At 68.4% G+C, this 16,137-nt stretch carries 17 protein-coding genes; 7 read left to right on the forward strand and 10 right to left on the reverse strand.

What is annotated here, in order from left to right; genetic code table 11:
- Positions 1-19: 19 nt before the first annotated feature.
- Positions 20-265 (reverse strand): DUF6460 domain-containing protein, encoded by a 246-nt coding sequence (locus DT074_RS11685; RefSeq protein ID WP_162914837.1) that lies wholly within the window; start codon positions 263-265, stop codon positions 20-22.
- Between the two features lie 100 nt (positions 266-365).
- A complete protein-coding gene (locus DT074_RS11690; protein WP_119420028.1) occupies positions 366-920 on the reverse strand; it encodes an ureidoglycolate lyase in 555 nt (184 codons plus the stop codon).
- A gap of 42 nt (positions 921-962) precedes the next feature.
- On the opposite strand from DT074_RS11690, the gene DT074_RS11695 reads away from it, so the two are divergent.
- Together DT074_RS11695 and DT074_RS11700 are read left to right on the forward strand one after the other, a co-directional pair.
- Positions 963-1,751, forward strand: a complete 789-nt coding sequence (locus DT074_RS11695) for a creatininase family protein (RefSeq protein ID WP_119420029.1) — start codon at positions 963-965, stop codon at positions 1,749-1,751.
- Positions 1,752-1,754: 3 nt separating this feature from the next.
- Positions 1,755-2,987: a Zn-dependent hydrolase gene (locus DT074_RS11700; protein ID WP_119420030.1), complete on the forward strand. Its 1,233-nt coding sequence runs from the start codon at positions 1,755-1,757 to the stop codon at positions 2,985-2,987.
- Here DT074_RS11700 and DT074_RS11705 read toward each other — a convergent pair.
- Together DT074_RS11705 and DT074_RS11710 are read right to left on the reverse strand one after the other, a co-directional pair.
- A complete protein-coding gene (locus DT074_RS11705) occupies positions 2,984-4,225 on the reverse strand; it encodes a NupC/NupG family nucleoside CNT transporter (protein ID WP_368744620.1) in 1,242 nt (413 codons plus the stop codon). The genes DT074_RS11700 and DT074_RS11705 overlap by 4 nt on opposite strands.
- Positions 4,226-4,271: 46 nt before the next feature.
- Entirely contained in the window at positions 4,272-6,611 is a 2,340-nt protein-coding gene (locus tag DT074_RS11710) for a xanthine dehydrogenase family protein molybdopterin-binding subunit (RefSeq protein ID WP_119420032.1), read from the reverse strand.
- Between the two features lie 101 nt (positions 6,612-6,712).
- On the opposite strand from DT074_RS11710, the gene DT074_RS28505 reads away from it, so the two are divergent.
- Positions 6,713-7,786, forward strand: coding sequence for a ResA-like WAxxUGC motif-containing protein (locus DT074_RS28505; protein WP_368744621.1), 1,074 nt, complete (start codon positions 6,713-6,715; stop codon positions 7,784-7,786).
- Here the strand turns inward: DT074_RS28505 and DT074_RS11725 are convergent.
- From DT074_RS11725 to DT074_RS11740, 4 genes are read right to left on the reverse strand one after another with little or no spacing between them, the layout of a single operon-like run.
- Positions 7,783-8,724 carry an alpha/beta hydrolase gene (locus DT074_RS11725; protein WP_119420035.1) on the reverse strand — a complete coding sequence of 314 codons (942 nt, stop codon included), beginning with the start codon at positions 8,722-8,724 and terminating at the stop codon, positions 7,783-7,785. The genes DT074_RS28505 and DT074_RS11725 overlap by 4 nt on opposite strands.
- Positions 8,721-9,758 carry a CobW family GTP-binding protein gene (locus tag DT074_RS11730; protein ID WP_119420036.1) on the reverse strand — a complete coding sequence of 346 codons (1,038 nt, stop codon included), beginning with the start codon at positions 9,756-9,758 and terminating at the stop codon, positions 8,721-8,723. Before DT074_RS11730 ends, DT074_RS11725 begins: the two co-directional genes overlap by 4 nt.
- Positions 9,755-10,054 (reverse strand): hypothetical protein, encoded by a 300-nt coding sequence (locus tag DT074_RS11735; protein WP_119420037.1) that lies wholly within the window; start codon positions 10,052-10,054, stop codon positions 9,755-9,757. The genes DT074_RS11730 and DT074_RS11735 overlap by 4 nt, the downstream gene beginning before the upstream one ends.
- Before the next feature lie 9 nt (positions 10,055-10,063).
- Positions 10,064-11,491, reverse strand: a complete 1,428-nt coding sequence (locus tag DT074_RS11740; protein ID WP_162914840.1) for an amidohydrolase family protein — start codon at positions 11,489-11,491, stop codon at positions 10,064-10,066.
- 84 nt (positions 11,492-11,575) lie between these two features.
- On the opposite strand from DT074_RS11740, the gene DT074_RS11745 reads away from it, so the two are divergent.
- The 4 genes from DT074_RS11745 (at position 11,576) to DT074_RS11760 (ending at position 13,889) form a co-directional block, all read left to right on the forward strand.
- Entirely contained in the window at positions 11,576-12,265 is a 690-nt protein-coding gene (locus DT074_RS11745; protein ID WP_119420039.1) for a DUF2161 domain-containing phosphodiesterase, read from the forward strand.
- A 62-nt stretch (positions 12,266-12,327) separates the two neighbouring features.
- Complete coding sequence (locus DT074_RS11750; protein WP_119420040.1) at positions 12,328-12,621, forward strand: DUF3175 domain-containing protein; 294 nt, start codon at positions 12,328-12,330, stop codon at positions 12,619-12,621.
- Between the two features lie 106 nt (positions 12,622-12,727).
- On the forward strand, positions 12,728-13,279 hold the full coding sequence (locus DT074_RS11755) for a DUF4142 domain-containing protein (RefSeq protein ID WP_162914841.1): 552 nt from the start codon (positions 12,728-12,730) through the stop codon (positions 13,277-13,279).
- Complete coding sequence (locus tag DT074_RS11760; protein WP_368744622.1) at positions 13,245-13,889, forward strand: UdgX family uracil-DNA binding protein; 645 nt, start codon at positions 13,245-13,247, stop codon at positions 13,887-13,889. The genes DT074_RS11755 and DT074_RS11760 overlap by 35 nt, the downstream gene beginning before the upstream one ends.
- On the opposite strand, the gene DT074_RS11765 is transcribed toward DT074_RS11760, so the two are convergent.
- Together DT074_RS11765 and DT074_RS11770 are read right to left on the reverse strand one after the other, a co-directional pair.
- Positions 13,882-15,099, reverse strand: coding sequence for an adenylate/guanylate cyclase domain-containing protein (locus tag DT074_RS11765; protein ID WP_119420042.1), 1,218 nt, complete (start codon positions 15,097-15,099; stop codon positions 13,882-13,884). The genes DT074_RS11760 and DT074_RS11765 overlap by 8 nt on opposite strands.
- 54 nt (positions 15,100-15,153) lie before the next feature.
- Positions 15,154-16,128, reverse strand: coding sequence for an ABC transporter ATP-binding protein (locus DT074_RS11770; protein ID WP_119420043.1), 975 nt, complete (start codon positions 16,126-16,128; stop codon positions 15,154-15,156).
- Positions 16,129-16,137 lie beyond the last annotated feature (9 nt).

Consider the following 16,137-nt stretch of genomic DNA (forward strand, 5'->3'; position numbering starts at 1 on the left):
CGGCATTGACGCCGATCAATCAGCGCCGGATGCGCTTCAGGACGACCGTGAGCAGCCAGATCGGCAGGACGACGACGGCACCGAGCGCCACGTATTTCCAGGCCCATTCGGCGGCATCGACCCCGACCTGCCAGATATTGCGCACCGTGCGCCAGAAATTGGTCAGCAGGTCCTTTGGCGTGATGTCGAAAAAGGTCAACAGCAGGCCGACCACGAGGCAGATCACGGCCAGCTTGATGATGGTCGGCAGAAGGCGGGCAGGCATGCGCGGTCCGGCTTGGTCCATGACCTAGAATAGCCTGTCGCGGCCGGATCGGAATACGGCCCGGAGATTGCAAGACTGAACGCCGCGACCCGCCATGGAATCAGTCCGCTACCGCAACGTGAAACTCGACGCCGTGCCGCTTGCCGTAATCGACCTCGTGGGTCAGCGCCGGCAGGCTGCCGTCCCGCGCCTGGCGCTCGATCTCGGCCTGGGTCGCCGCCCCGGTCAGCAGCACGACGTCGACATGCGGCGCGCCGATCGGGAACCGGCGCAGCGCGTGCCAGGTGCCGCGCCACAGCACGACGCCCTGCCCGCCATCCATACGGAAGGCACGCAGGCTCTCCGGCCGCGGCGCCGCATCGCCCTCCGTGCCCTCGGTGGGTGGGGCCACGACCATGGCGCAGGCAATGCCGCCGAGCGGCAGGAAGGCCTGGGTGACGGCCAGATGCCGCTCCAGGCTGGTGAACACCATCGGCTGACGCAAATAGCGGCAGACCGTCATCTCCATTGGGCCGTCGACCTCGAACGGCGCCTTCCAGGTCTGCATGGTGTCGAAGCTCACCGCAGGCGGCGCATCCAGCGCGCCGACCACGGCGCCGAACGGCGCGAAGGCGGCCTCGGTCAAGGGTTCCAGGGGTATCTCGACGACGCGCATCGCGCGATGATAGCGCCGGGTTGAGGAAAGCAGGAGGGGATCATGGAAATCGAGTGGCGCAAGCTCAGGGCCGATCAGCTGCGCGACAAGGCGCGCCAGGGGGCCATGGTGATCTGCCCGTTCGGCTCGGTCGAGCAGCACGGGCCGCACCTGCCGGTCGAGGTCGACAGCCAGCTGGGCGAGGCGGTGGCGCTGCGCACCGCGCGGCTGGTGGCGCAGAAGGAGCCGGTCCTGGTGCTGCCGATGTTCTGGGCCGGCATCGCCGAGCACCACATGTCGTTCGGCGGCACTGTCACGCTCGATTTCGCCACCTATCTCGCGGTGGCGCGCTGCCTCTGCGAGAGCATCGTGCGGCACGGCTTCAAGCGCATCGTCCTGCTCAACGGCCATGGCGGCAACGACAACGCACTCCGCGTCATCGCCGACGAGCTGACGCCGAAACTGAAAGTGCCGATCCTGCAGATGACCTACTGGTACGCCGCGGCTACGGCCGTGGCAAAGAACCTCGATACCCAGAAGGAGCTGCTGCATGCCTGCGAGGCGGAGACTTCGATGATGATGGCGCTGCGGCCCGATCTCGTGGCGCGCGACCGCATCGCGCTGGCCCGCGCCAACACCACGCCGCAGGTGAAGGATCTGGTCGGCCCCGGCATCTACAGCTGGCGGGCGCTCGGCGCCTCCTCCGCCTCCGGCGTGTGGGGCAATCCGGAGGCCGCCTCGCCCGAGAAGGGCGAGCGGCTGCTCAACGCCATCGCCGAGGAGATCGCCGGCAAGCTGACCAACAAGGAGCTGTGGTCGCTGCCGATCCTGGCCGACAAGGTGGAGCCCTGAGCCATGGCGATTCCGAACAGCCCCTCGATCGACGGCCAACGCCTGATCGCCGATCTCAAGCGGATCGCCGAGTTCGGCCGCTACAAGACCGGCGTGCACCGGCCCTGCCTGTCGCCGCAGGACATGCAATCGCGGCATTGGCTGATGGAGCGCATGAAGGACGCCGGCCTCGAGCCGGTCATCGACGGCATCGGCAACGTGATCGGCCGCTCCAGCGCGCCGGGCCCGAAGCTCCTGCTCGGCTCCCATACCGACACCCAGCCTCAGGGCGGCTGGCTCGACGGCGTGATGGGCGTGATCTACGGCCTGGAAGTCGCGCGGGCGCTGAAGGAGGCCGGCGTGCCGTTCGGCGTCGACGTCGCCTCCTGGGCCGACGAGGAAGGCCATTTCGGCGCCTTCACCGGCAGCCGCTCCTTCGTCGGCGAGCTGAGCGATGCCGAGATCGCCGCGGCGAAGCACCGCGAGGACGGCACGCCGCTGACCGAGGCGCTGCAGCAGGCCGGCCTCGCCGGCAAGCCCCGCCTCGCCATCGAGCCGGAGCGCTACCGGGGCTATGTCGAAGCGCATATCGAGCAGGGTGGCTATCTGGAGCAGGAGAAGAAACGGATCGGCGTGGTCACGGCGATCGTCGGCATCTTCCAGTACCGCATCAGCTTCGCGGGCCAGCAGAACCACGCCGGCACCACGCCGATGCACCTGCGCAAGGATGCGGCGCAGGCGCTGTTCCGCTTGTGCACGGCGATCAACGACGCCTTCCCTGCTGTCGCCGGGCCGCGCTCGGTCTGGACCGTCGGCCGTGTGCAGATTCACCCCGGCGCGCCGGCCATCGTGCCCGGCGCGGCCGAGATGATCCTGCAGTTCCGCGACGAGCAGCGCGAGGTGATGGAGCGGATGGAGGCGGCGCTGATGCATCTCGTCGCCGCGGCGCAGGCCGACGGCCCGTGCGGCATCGAGATCGAGACGCTGTCGCGCACCTTCCCGACCGTGATGGACGGCGCCTTCCAGGACGCGATCGAGGCGGCCGCGCGCCTGCGCGCGCCGGATACCTGGATGCGCATGCCCTCGGCGGCCGGACACGATGCCCAGATCATCGCCCACAAATTGCCGGCGGCGATGCTGTTCGTGCCGTCGATCGGCGGTATCAGCCACCATTACAGCGAGGACACGTCGGAGGCCGATATCTTGCTCGGCTGCCAGGTGCTGGCCGATGCGGTGGCGGCGATCCTGAAGGGCTAGATCATGATCCCGACCACCGCCGCCGACATGCAGGTGGCGAGCGTGCCGGACACGATCGTCTTCAGGCCGAGCGACACGATCTCCGGCCGGCGCTCCGGCACCATCGCGGTCAGGCCGCCGATCATGATGCCGAGGCTGGCGAAGTTGGCGAAGCCGCAGAGCCCGTACAGCATGATCAGGCGCGAGCGCGGGCTGAGCGCCTCCGGCGGCAGCCTGGACAGCTCCAGATAGGCGATGAACTCGTTCAGCACCGTCTTGGTGCCCATCAGGGCGCCGGCGGTGGTGGCCTCCGCCCAGGGTATGCCCATCAGCCAGCAGATCGGCGCCATGACCAGGCCGAGGATGCGCTGCAAGGTGATCGGCGCGCCGGCGACATCCGGCAGCAGGCCGAGGATCGCATTGGCGAGCCAGACCAGCGCCACCAGCACGATCAGCATGGCGATGATGTTGAGGAACAGTTCGAGGCCGGCGAGGGTGCCCTTGGTGACCGCGTCCATGGCGCTGAACGACGGCGGCTCCGGCGATTGCAGCTCGGCGCCGGTCGGCGGCGCCTCGTCCGGCACCATCAGCAGCGCGACCACGATCGCCGCCGGCGCGGTCAGCACCGAGCAGAGCAGGATGTGGCCGATGGCATCGGGAATCGTCGCCGCCATGAAATTGGCATAGATCACCATCACGGTGCCGGCGACGCCCGCCATGCCGCCGGTCATGATGACGAACAGCTCGCTGCGGCTCACCTGCTTGAGATACGGCCGGATGAAGACCGGCGCCTCGACCATGCCGACGAAGATGTTGGCGGCGGTGGAGAGGCCGACCGCGCCGCCGACCCCCATGGTGCGCTCCAGCGCCCAGGCGGCGCCTTTTACGATCAGCGGCAGAATGCGCCAGTAGAACAGCAGGCTGGACAGGGCGCTGATCACCAGCACCAGCGGCAGGGCCTGGAAGGCCAGCACGAAGCTCGCGCCCGGGAAGCTCTCCTGGAACGGCAGCGGCCCGCCGCCGAGATAGCCGAACACGAAGCCGGTGCCGGCCCGCGTTGCCTCCGACAGCCCGTTGACGGCGCGGTTGAGCGAGGCAAGTCCCGCCTGCAGCACCGGCACGTTGAGGAACAGAGCCGCCAGCGCGAGCTGCAGCCCAAGGCCGACGCCGACGGCCCGCCAATGAACGCGGCTGCGCCGCTCGCTCATTGCCCAGGCGAGCGCCGTCAGGACGAGGAGCCCGAACAGACTTTGCAGCACGTTCTGCCCCCTTCCCCCTCCTGCCTCGCGGAAGGGGTAGCACGTTTCATGCCGCTTTGTTCGCCTTCGCCCCCTCGATCGCGCGCCAGATGGCGGCCGGGGTCGCCGGCATGTCGATATGCTTGATGCCATAGGCACGGTACAGCGCATCGACGATGGCGTTGATCACCGCCGGCGGCGCGCCGATCGCGCCGGCCTCGCCCGCACCCTTGATGCCGAGCGGATTGGTCGGGCAGGGCTGGTTCCGCATGTCGAACTCGATCAGCGGCACGTCGTCGGCGCGCGGCAGGGTGTAGTCCATGAACGAGCCGGACAGAAGCTGGCCGCTCTCGGCATCGTAGACGGTGCGCTCCGTCATCGCCTGGCCGACGCCCTGGCCGATGCCGCCATGCACCTGGCCCATCAGCAAGAGCGGGTTGATCGCCTTGCCGAAATCGTCGACCACCGTGTAGCGGGCGATCTCGGTGACACCGGTATCGGGATCGATCTCCAGCTCGCAGATATGGCAGCCGTTCGGGAAGGTCTGCTGCTCCGGCGTGCGAGTGTACTCGTCATCGAGCGTCGCCGCCTCCCCCGCCGGCGCGAACTTGGCGTCCTTCGCCTTCTTCGCCACCTCGAAGAGGCCGAGGCTGCGATCGGTGCCGGCGACGCGGAAGCTTCCATCGGCATATTCGATATCGGCGACCGCCGCCTCCAGCGCCGCCGCCGCGACCTTCCGGCCCTTGTCGATGATCTTGTCGGCGGCGCCGACCACCGCCGCGCCGCCGACCGGCGCCGCACGCGAGCCGCCGGTCAGGCCCGCCGGCACCAGGTCGCTGTCGCCCTGGATGATGCGGATCTTGTCGCCGTCGATGCCGAGCTTGGCCGAGAAGATCTGGGTGTAGAGCGTCTCGTGGCCCTGGCCATTGGTCTGGTTGCCGATGATGACGTTGACCGTGTCGTCGTCGTTGAACTTGACCACCGCCGTCTCCGGATTGCCGCCGGAACAACGCTCGACATAGGTGGCGAGCCCGCGGCCGCGCAGCTTCCCCTTGCGCTTGCTTTCGGCTTCGCGCCCGCCGAAGCCGGCCCAATCCGCCTTTTGCATGCAGGTCCGCATCAGGTTGGCGAAGTCGCCGGAATCGTAGATATCGTCGAGCGCTGTCTTGTAGGGAATCGCCTCCGGCGGGATCAGGTTGCGCGCGCGGATCTCGTCCGGCGTCAGACCGACTTCGCGCGCCACATGGTCGACCAGTCGCTCGACCAGGTATGACGCCTCCGGCCGCCCGGCGCCGCGATAGGCGTCGGTCGGCACCGTGTTGGTCATCACACCGTAGACGTTCACGTAGATCGCCGGCGTGGTGTAGAGGCCGTTCAGCATGGTGCTGCCGGCCAAGGTCGGGATGAACGGCGCGAAGTTGGAAAGATAGCCGCCGAGCGCTGCGTAGGTGGTGACGCGGAGGCCCAGGAACTTGCTGTCCTTGTCGAGCGCCATCTCGGCGATCGAGACATGGTCGCGGCCCTGCAGGTCGCTGACGAAGCCTTCCTGCCGGTCGGCGGTCCAGGCGACGGGACGCTTGATCTTGCGGCTCGCCCAGGTCACCAGGCACTGCTCCGGATAGAGAAAGATCTTCATGCCGAAGCCGCCGCCGACATCGCCGCTGACCACCCGCAGCTTCGGCCCGCCGATCTTCAGGATCATGTCGGCGATCTGCGGATGCACGATGTGCACGCCCTGGGTCGGCGTGTAGAGCGTTGAGCGGTCGGTCTTCGCATCGTAGTCGGCGATGGCGGCGCGCGGCTCCATCGAATTGACCACGATGCGGTTGTTGACGATCTCGAGCTTGACCGTCTTCGCCGCCTTGGCGAAGGCGGCGTCTACGCCGGCCTTGTCGCCGAGCTCCCAGTCGAAACAGATGTTGCTCTTGATGTTGTCCCAAATCAGCGGTGCGCCCGGCTTGATCGCGTCCATCGAGTTGACCACGGCCTTGAGCGGCTCGTAGTCGATCTCGATCAACTCCGCGGCATCCTTGGCCTGCTCCAGCGTCTCGGCGACGATCAGCGCTACCGGATCGCCGACATGGCGCACCTTGCCGTTGGCCAGGATCGGCCTCGCGGTGTCGCCCCGGTCGCTGCCGTCGCGGTTCTGCAGCGGCACCATGCAGGGCATGTCACCGAGACCGTCGGCCTTCACATCGGCATAGGTCAGGACGGTCAGCACGCCCGGCGCCTTGCTCGCCGCGCCGATGTCGATCTTGCGGATCACGGCATGCGCATGCGGGGAGCGCAGCACGTAAGCGCGCGTTGGCCTGGCGGAGAGCTTGACGTCGTCGGCATAGCGGCCGCCGCCGGTGAGCAGGCGCGGATCCTCGACGCGGGCATAGGGCTGGCCAAGCGCGAACTTCATCTGGCTTTCTCCCGGGTTCGACACATCGACGTTACCGCCCGGGCAGGCCGCGCGACAAGCACCGCCACGGCTCTATGATGGGAGATCATGCGGAGGTTTCGATGACGGTGGTGCTGACGGAAACCGACGAGACCGAGGTCGCCGCGACCGGCGGGCTGTGGCTGACGGCAGCCGAGGCGGAGCGGGCCACGGGCTGGACCCTCAAGCCGGAAGGCATGTGCCGCGGCGAGGTCTGCGTGCCCCTTCCTGCCGGCATGGCGAAGGGCGGACGGATTGATCTCGCCGCCTTCTGGCGCCATATGGGCCACCCCGTGGTGTCGGACGATGCCGGCGAGACATGGGTGCTCGGTACCGGCGCGGCGACGCGGAGCGAGATGCTGGCCGGCCTCGAAGCACCTGACTTCACCTTGCCCGACCTCGATGGCAAGCCGCACCGGCTCTCCGATCTCCGTGGCCGTAAAGTCTTTCTCACCACTTGGGCCAGTTGGTGAGGCTGCCGTTTCGACCTGCCCGTGTGGCAGGTGCTCTACCAGGACCTTGAGCAGCTGGGCTTCATGGTGGTGGCGGTCGCCGAGGAGAGCCGCGGGCCTGACAGCGCGCGGCCGTGGATCGAGCAGGCCAAGCCGGATTATTGGTCGCTGATCGATCCGGATCACTTGGTGGCGCGGCTCTACGGCATGACCAACGTGCCGCAAAGCGTCTGGATCGACGAGCAGGGCCGCGTCGTGCGCCCCGCCGAAACGGCGGGCTCGACCGATCACTTCCGCCGCATGGACCTGAAGACCCGCACTATGGCGCCGGAGGACCAGGCGGCCCGGCAGGCGGCGCGTGACGCCTATTTCGCCGCCGTGCGCGAATGGGCGCGGACCGGCGAGCATGCGCTGCCCGCCGACGCCGCGCGCGCGAAGCAGCCGAAGGTCACGCCTGAGATCGCAGCGGCGCATGCGCATTTCCGCCTCGGCACCTGGCTCCGCGCGCATGGCAGGCAGGCAGAAGGCGACCGGCATCTGAAAGAGGCGAGCCGCCTGCATCCGGATTCCTGGAACATCTGGCGCCAGGCGGCCGATCTCGACGAGGTCGGCAAGGCGAGCGGGCCGGAATTCTGGGCGCGGGTGCAGGCGCTCGGCGACCGGCCCTACTATCCGCCGCCCGACCTGCCCGGCTTTCCCCGTTAGGCGACCTGCTCGTTCGCGTTGAGCCGGATCAGCCAGGCGCAAGCCGCGTCCAGGCCGGCCCGCGCCGCCCGGCAATACGACATGGCACGCAGGTAGCCGTGGATCAGCCCGGCGCCGCGCTCCAAGGTGACCGGCACACCGGCAGCGCTGAGCGCCTCGGCATAGGCAAGGCCGTCGTCGCGCAGCGGATCATGCTCCGCCACGGCAATGAAGGCCGGCGGCAGGCCGGCATGGTCCGGCGCCAGGAGCGGCGCGACCAGGGGCGTGCGAAGTTGGGCGGGATCCGGGCAATAGGCGGCCATCGTCGCGGCCATGTTCGCCGTCTTGATGATCGGCCCGTCGGCATTCTCCCGGAACGAGGGTCGGCTGTGCGACACGTCGACCGCGGGATAGAACAGCACCTGGCCCTTCAACCGCACGGGCGAGCCGCGGAACAGCAGGGTCAGCGCCGCGGCAAGGTTGCCGCCGGCGCTGTCGCCGCCGACGCTGATCGCATCCGCGCGGATGCCGAGCCGCGCCGCCTCGGCATGCGCCCAGGCCACCACCGCCTCGCATTGGCGGAGCGCGATCGGGAATGGATGCTCCGGCGCCAGCGCGTAGTCGACGCTGATGACGGTGTGCCGGGTCTGCCGCGCGATCTCGACCGTCGCATCCTCATGCGTCTCGGGGCTGCCCTGCATCCAGGCGCCGCCATGCAGGTAGATCAGGCAAGGCGCGACCCCGGCGCCTTTGTAGCGATGGATGCGAACCCGCACCGGCATGTCGCGCCAGGGCACGTGCTCGGTCGCGTCGTCGATCTCGGGCGGCATCGGCGGGCGCAGCTCGGCCGCCAGCTTCTCGATCAGCGCGCGGCGCTGCGGCGGCGTCGCGTTCGGCGGCAGAACCGACCATGCCTTGTCCCACATGGCGAGGAAGGGCAGCAATTCCGGATCGATCATGCGGCGGGTTCTCCCTGTCTCAATGGCTCGCCGCTTCGTTCGGCGACTTCGTGCTCGAGGAGATCGAGCAATCGCTCGATCCAACTGCGCGGAATACCCCTGGTGATGAAGACGAGCCGCGACCGGCGGTCGGCCGAAGGCCAGCGGTCGAGCCAGGCGGGCGGATGGAAAACGTGCTGCACGCCGTGGATCACTGCCGGGCGCTCCGGGCTCTCGACGATGTTGAGGATACCCTTCACCCGCAGCAGATCGGCGCCGGCATGCTCCGCCAGCGTCTCCAGGAACAGCGCCAGCGCCACGGCGTGGATCGGCGCCTCGCGGTACACGCAGAAGCTGACGATGTCTTCGTGATGGTCATGCGCAGCGTGGCCATGCCCATGCGCCTCCGCCGCCAGCCAGCGGGCGACATCGGGTGCCTTCGAGCCGGCATCGTAGAGACCGCTGTCGAGGATCAATTCCGGCGCCGCGGCGCCGTGGACCACCGGCACGAGTGGCGCGGCAGGATTGAGCCGGCACAGTTCCGCCTTCAGCTCGGCCGGCTCCCCTTCCACGAGGTCGCCCTTGGTGAGCACCAGGCGGTCCGCCATGGCGACCTGCTTCACCGCCGCCGGATGCCGCGCCAGCGTGTCGAAGGCATGAAAAGCGTCGACGGTGGTCACGACGCCCGCCAGGGCGAGGCGATCGGACAGCACAGGATCGGTCATCAGCGCATGCAGGATCGGCGCCGGGTCGGCCAGGCCGGTCGTCTCGATCACCACGCGCTCGAACGGCGCGATGCTGCCTGCGTCGCGCCGGGACAGCAGCTCGCCCAGGGTCCGCACCAAGTCGCCGCGCACTGTGCAGCAGAGGCAGCCCGTCGTCAGCTCGACGAAGCTCTCGTCGCTGGTCTCGATCAGGTCGTGGTCGAGGCCGATCTCGCCGAACTCGTTGATGATGACGGCGGTGCGTGCGAGGGCCGGATGGCGCAGCAGGTGCGCGAGCAGCGTGGTCTTGCCGCTGCCGAGGAAACCGGTCAGCACCGATACCGGGATCATGGCGGAAGGACGCCCCGCGGCGCCAGCCGCAGCCGAACGCCGCCATGCTCGGGGTCGAGCGCATTGCGCACGGTCCGAAGCAGGGCCGCAACCGAAGCCACGCCGCGACTCTTCTCCGCCGTCCGCACCAGCCAGGGGAACAGGACATCGCCCGGTGCCGCGACGATGTGCAGCCGGCGACCGGCTGCAGCGACCTCGATCTCCTGCGCGTCTAGGCGCACTTCACCTTCAAGGTGCCAGACAGCCAGCGTCTCGCGCAGCAGCGCCCCGAGCTCTTCCATCGAGGCGGCGGCCATCGCCGGCGGCTACAAGGCCGGCCCGGCGATGATCTCCGGCGCCACCTTGCGCTTGAGATAGCGTCCGTCGGCCGGCGAGCCGAGGAACTTGCCGTCCTCCACCACGACCTTGCCGCGCAGGATGGTCATCGCCGGCCAGGCATGGATCTCGTGGCCTTCCCAGGGGCTGTAATCGGTCTCGTGCAGATCCTCCTTCATGAGCTTGCGCGCAGGCCCCCGCGCCAGGATGGCGATATCGGCATCGCTGCCCGGCGCGATGGCGCCCTTCTTCGGATAGAGCCCCATGATTCTGGCTGCGTTGGTCGAGACCAGATCTGCATATTTGCTGAGCGAGTAGCCGCGCTTCGCCACCATCTCGGTGAACATCACGCCGAGCCTCGGCTCCGCGCCGGCATTGCCGCCGGTCACGTCGTCGATCCGGCTGCCCACCGTCTTCACCTTCAAGGTGCAGCATATCTCGTCGGTCGCGACCGTGTTGATCGCGCCCGTCAGCGTGCCGTCCCACAGCGCCTTCTGGTCGGCCGGCGTCTTCAGCGAGGGATAGGTGTGATAGATCTGGCCGTTCGGCCTTTTGTAATCCTCGGCGTTGTAAAGCATGTACTGATGCAGGGTCTCGCCGTAGATCGGCAGGCCCTTGGCGCGTGCCTCGGCAATGGCGGCGACGCCGGTGCCGGCGCTGACATGCATCATGTAGAGCGCGGTGCCGGGCACGCTTTCAGCGAGCCGCAGCACGCGGCGGAACGACAGATCCTCGGACAGCTGGTTATGCACCTCCGCCATGTTGTGGAAGATGGTGCGGTCCTCGCGGATCAGCTTGTCGTACATGTGCATGACGATGTCGTTGTCCTCGGCATGGATGACACCGAGCCCGCCCTGCTTCGCCAGCACCTTGAACACTTCCCAGATATCGCCGAAATCGACCATGCGGCCGCGGCGCGACGGCGTGATGTCGGTCGTGAAGATCTTGACCGTGGGATAGCCCGCCTGGATCGCCTCGGCGAGCTCGCCCAGCAGTCCCGGCGGCAGGTCGCCGCGCAGCATGATGTGGTAGGACCAGTCGCAGCAGCAATTGCCGACCCAGTCCTTGTCGCGCGCCTCGATCGTCTTCTGCACGTTGGTGTCGTGCGTCCAGGCGGCGAAGTCGATCATCGTGGTGGTGCCGCCATGCAGCGCGGCGCGGCTGACCTGCGCCGGCCCGTCGGTCAGCATCGCCGTGCCGTCGGGCAGCGGCAGGTGCCACAGGCAATGCACATGCGGGTCGATGCCGCCCGGCATCACGATGCGGCCCTTGGCATCGATCACCCGCCTGGCGCTGCCGGCCGCGAAAGTGCCCGGCGCCGCCACCGCCGCGATCGTCTCGCCCGCGATCGCCACGTCGCAGATTGCCGTGCCTTGGGGCGTCACCACTTCGCCGCCCGCGATGATCAGATCGAACATGCCGCGCTCCCGTGCAACCCGCCGCATCTTGGCGCCGTAAGCGACACTGCAGCAATAGGCCCGACTCGGCTTAGCATCCCCGCCATGGCCAGCCCCGAGCGAACCGCGCTACCCGAAACCGCCCTATACGCGCCGGTGAAGGCCTTCCTCGCCGCCCAGGGCTATGAGGTGAAGGGCGAAATCAAGGGCTGTGATCTAGTCGCCGTGCGTGGCCTGGAACCGCCGGTGGTGGTGGAGCTGAAGCGCAGCTTCGGTCTTGGCCTGGTGCTGCAGGGTATCGACCGGCTGGCGATGACGGACGCGGTCTATCTCGCGGTCGGTGCCTGGCCGAACCGGCCCGGCGAGGTGAAGAAGCTGTGCCGCCGGATCGGCCTCGGCCTGATGGTCGTGGCGCAGGGCCGGGTCGAAGTGCTGCTCGATCCCCTGCCCTATCAGCCGCGCAAGAGCCGCCGCCGCATCGGCCGCCTGCTGGGCGAGCATGCCCGCCGGGTCGGCGATCCCAACAATGGCGGCTCGACCCGCCAGCCGATCATGACCGCCTATCGGCAGGAGGCTCTGCGCTGTGCGGCCCTGCTGGCGGCGCAGGGACCGCTCCAGGTAAAGACGCTGCGCGCGGCCGGCGATGCGCCCAATGCGGCCGGGATCCTGCAACGCAATGTCTACGGCTGGTTCGAGCGCGTCGAGCGCGGCACCTACGCGCTGACCCCGCAGGGCCATCGGGGTCTGGCCCGCTTCGGCTGGTCGAGCGAAGGCGTCGCCGCACCGGACCGGTAGAGCTGCCGCCGAAGCGGAACCACAAGGTCGCGTCGCCGTTTCCAACCGAAACGGGGTCACCAATGGCAGCCAGGCAGAATTCCCGTCGATGGTCGGGCCGGGTCACGCGCGAGAGCGATGCCCTCGACCTGGAGAAGGACATCTTCAAGGCACGCAGCGCGGAGAAGATCGCGCAATCGCTGATGCGGTCCGCAGAGCGGAGCCGGCGGCGCAAATCCGACCCCTACCGCTCCGCCATGTCGATGCTGACCTTCTACATCAACCGCGCCGGCAAGAACCTGTCGCCGAGCCGGCGCAAGGTGCTGAACAACGCGAAGAACAAGCTGCGCGTGGCTTTCGGGCGCGAGCCGGCCTGAGCGCGCCATCTCGCCGCGGCGGAACGATTGCGCGCAACATCCGTTGTCCCGTGAGGCGAATAGTCAGGAAGGCTCCCCGATGGCGGGCGTTGGACGTGCTGTGCTGATGACACTGGCGATCGCTTGCGTGGCGGGCTGCGGGCCGGCCGAGGGCCAGCGGGCCGGCGACGCGGGGCTCCCCGGCCGCCGGGACGCGCCGGCGACCTCCCCGCTTGCCGCCAACGAATATCTGCGTCGGGCCGCCGCCATCGATCAGTTCGAAATCCAATCCGGCCGAATGGCCCTGCAGAAGTCGGATCGCGAGGACATCCGGGCGCTGGGCCGCCTGCTGATCGACGACCACATCCGCGCCACCGCGAGGCTGCGCGAGGCCACCGACATGACCGCCGAGGCAGCGCCGGCGCCGCTGGACAGCGCACAGCAGGCCAGGCTGCGGGAGCTGCAGACAACTCAAACGCCGGAATTCAACCGTCTCTTCCTCGACATCCAGCGCGCGGCGCACGAACAGGCGCTGGCCTTGCATCGCGGCTATGCGAGTGGCGGGGATGACGTTGCGCTCAGGATCGCGGCGGGGGAGTTCGCCGCCCTGGTGCAGAAGCATCTCGAAGAGCTGGAGCGGATCCGTGGCACGCGCAGCGCACCGCCGCCACGGGGATGAGATCGCCGCCCCGGCGCGGCCCTCGTCCCGGCAGGTTGACGCGCTGGCTGCAAAGGCAAAGGGATGCACGCGGTGCCCGCTCTATCGCAATGCCACACAGACGGTGTTCGGCGAGGGGCCCACGGGCGCCACGCTGATGCTGGTCGGCGAGCAGCCGGGCGACCAGGAAGACCGCGCCGGCCGTCCCTTCGTGGGTCCGGCTGGAAAGCTGCTTGACCGTGCCCTCGTCGCGGCGGGCATCGATCGCTTAGACGTGTACGTCACCAATGTGGTGAAGCACTTCAAGCATGAGCGTCGCGGCAAGCGCCGCCTGCACAAGCGGCCCAATCGCGAAGAGATCGACATCTGCCGGTGGTGGCTCGACCTGGAACTGCAGACGGTCCGGCCGCGCCTCGTCATCGCCTTGGGCGTGACGGCGGCGAGCGCGCTGGCCGGACGCGCCATCGTGCTCTCCCGAGTGCGTCGCAAGACGATGGATTTCACCGGGCTGAAAGGCATGGCGATTCAGCACCCTTCGGCGCTGCTTCGCATCCCCGATTCGGAAGCCAGACACCGGGCCTTCGACACGTTCGTCGCCGATCTCCAATACGCCGCCGCATCCGTCAGCTGACGCCGCGGTCGAGCGTATAGAGGTGCTGCGGCGCCGCGACGCCGCGGAGCGCATATCGCCCGGCGGAAACCAGCCGCGCCCGATCGGCGGCGCGCGCCGCCGCCGCGAAGGCGGACGACATCAGGATGTCGGCTTCGGCAGAGCGGCACATGGCGGCAATCCGGCTGACTTCGTTGACCGCCGGCCCGACCACGGTGAAATCGAGCCGGTCGCGGCTGCCGACATTGCCGTAGAACACGGCGCCGATATGCAGACCTAGATAAACCTCGGTAATCGGCATGTTTTCCGCCGCGCGGCGTGCATTCAGCGCATCGATGCGCTGCCGCGCCAGCGCCTCGGCGGCAAGCGCCGCATGGCAAGCCTCGCCGGGATCGGCAGCGGCAAAGATGGCGAGCGTGCCGTCGCCGATCAGCTTCAGAACGTCGCCGCCATGTTCGTGGACGGACGAGATGATCGCCTCCGCGTAGTCGTTCAGCAGCGGGATGACCTGTTCCGGCGGCGCCGCGTCCGTGATGCGGGTGAAGCCGCGCAGGTCGCTGTACCAGAGCACGGCCTCGATACGGTCGGCGACGCCGCGGGCGATGCGGCCGCTCAGCACGCGCCGGCCGGCATCGCGGCCGAGATAGGTCTCGACCAGGGTCTCGGCGATCCGGCCGAGCGACGTGCACTTGATGGCGAGGGCGAGGGCCGGCACCAATTCGGCAAGCACGGCGATGTGCCGCTCGTCGAATCCGTCCTGATGCTCGGTCGTCCACGACGAATAGACGCAATCCATTTCGCCGATCGCGCCCTCCGACGCGAAACGCTGGATCATCGCCACGTAGTCGGTCTGCCGCTCGGCACGGAACTCCCCCAGGACCGGAAAGTCGTCCACGCGGTCGCGCAGCAGGTGCCGTCGGAGCATCGCGTCGCCGGTCTGCAGCAGATGATAGAACGGGCTGCGCCGCCAGCTGTCCGCCATCGCGGCATCGTCCTCGGTCCGGCCGTATTCGTGCACCAGCCGGGCTTCGAGCTGGTCGTGCCGCCAGCGGAATACGCGGCCCTCATAAACCGGGTGCAGGGTGTCGATGATCACCGCGGCGCGGGACAGCGGCAGGCCGGCCACGGCGAGGCGATCGCAGAATCCCTTGAGCAGATCCGGCTCGCCGGCGCCGGCGAGCCCCGCCTCGATCACCCAGCTCCGAACGGCGGCAATTCCTGCAAGATCCATGGCGGCCGCATTTGAGCGCCCGCCACCGCGGACCACAAGTGCGATCGCGGCGACCTATCCCCGCAGGTGGCAGGCCACCCAATGGCCGTCGGTCGCCTGCTTCAGCTCCGGCCGCTCGGTGCTGCAGAGCGGCAGCTGGCGGATCGGACAGCGGGTGTGGAAATGGCAGCCCGAGGGCGGCCGGATCGGGCTCGGCACGTCGCCCTGCAGCATGATGCGCTGGCGCTTCACCTCCGGGTCGGGGATCGGCACCGCGGAGAGTAGCGCCTCCGTATAGGGGTGTAGCGGATTGGTGTAGAGGTCGCGCGACGAGGCGATCTCGACGATGCGGCCGAGATACATCACGGCGACGCGGTTGGAGATGTGCTCCACCACCGAGAGATCGTGGGCGATGAAGATGTAGGTCAGGCTGAACTTGGCCTGCAGGTCCTCCAGCAGGTTGATCACCTGTGCCTGGATCGACACGTCGAGCGCCGAGACCGGCTCGTCGCAGACGATCAGCTTGGGCGAGACGGCGAGCGCGCGGGCGATGCCGATGCGCTGGCGCTGGCCGCCGGAGAATTCGTGCGGGAAGCGGCGCATGTGATCGGCGTGCAGCCCGACCGTCTCCAGCAGCTCGACGATGCGGTCTTCGAACTCGCGCCGCGACTTGGTCAGCTTATGGATGGTCAGCGCCTCGCCGATGATGGCGCCGACCGTCATGCGCGGGTTCAGCGAGGCGTACGGGTCCTGGAAGATGATCTGCATGTCGCGCGCGAGCGCGCGCAGCTCGTTCGAGCCCAGGCCGGTGACATTCTTGCCTTCGAACCACACCTCGCCGGCGGTCGGCTCGATCAGGCGCAGGATGCAGCGGCCGGTGGTCGACTTGCCGCAACCGGATTCGCCGACGAGGCCCATCGTCTCACCGGCGGCAAGGTCGAAGCTGACGCCGTCGACGGCATGCACCTTGTCGACCTCGCGCGCCAGCAGGCCGCCCCTGACCGAGAAGTTCTTGACCAGATTGTTGACGCGCAGCAGCGGCTCGTTCATCGGTCGGTT

Origin of the sequence: Desertibaculum subflavum (genome assembly GCA_003576705.1) — a bacterium.
Lineage (GTDB): Bacteria > Pseudomonadota > Alphaproteobacteria > Ferrovibrionales > Ferrovibrionaceae > Desertibaculum > Desertibaculum subflavum.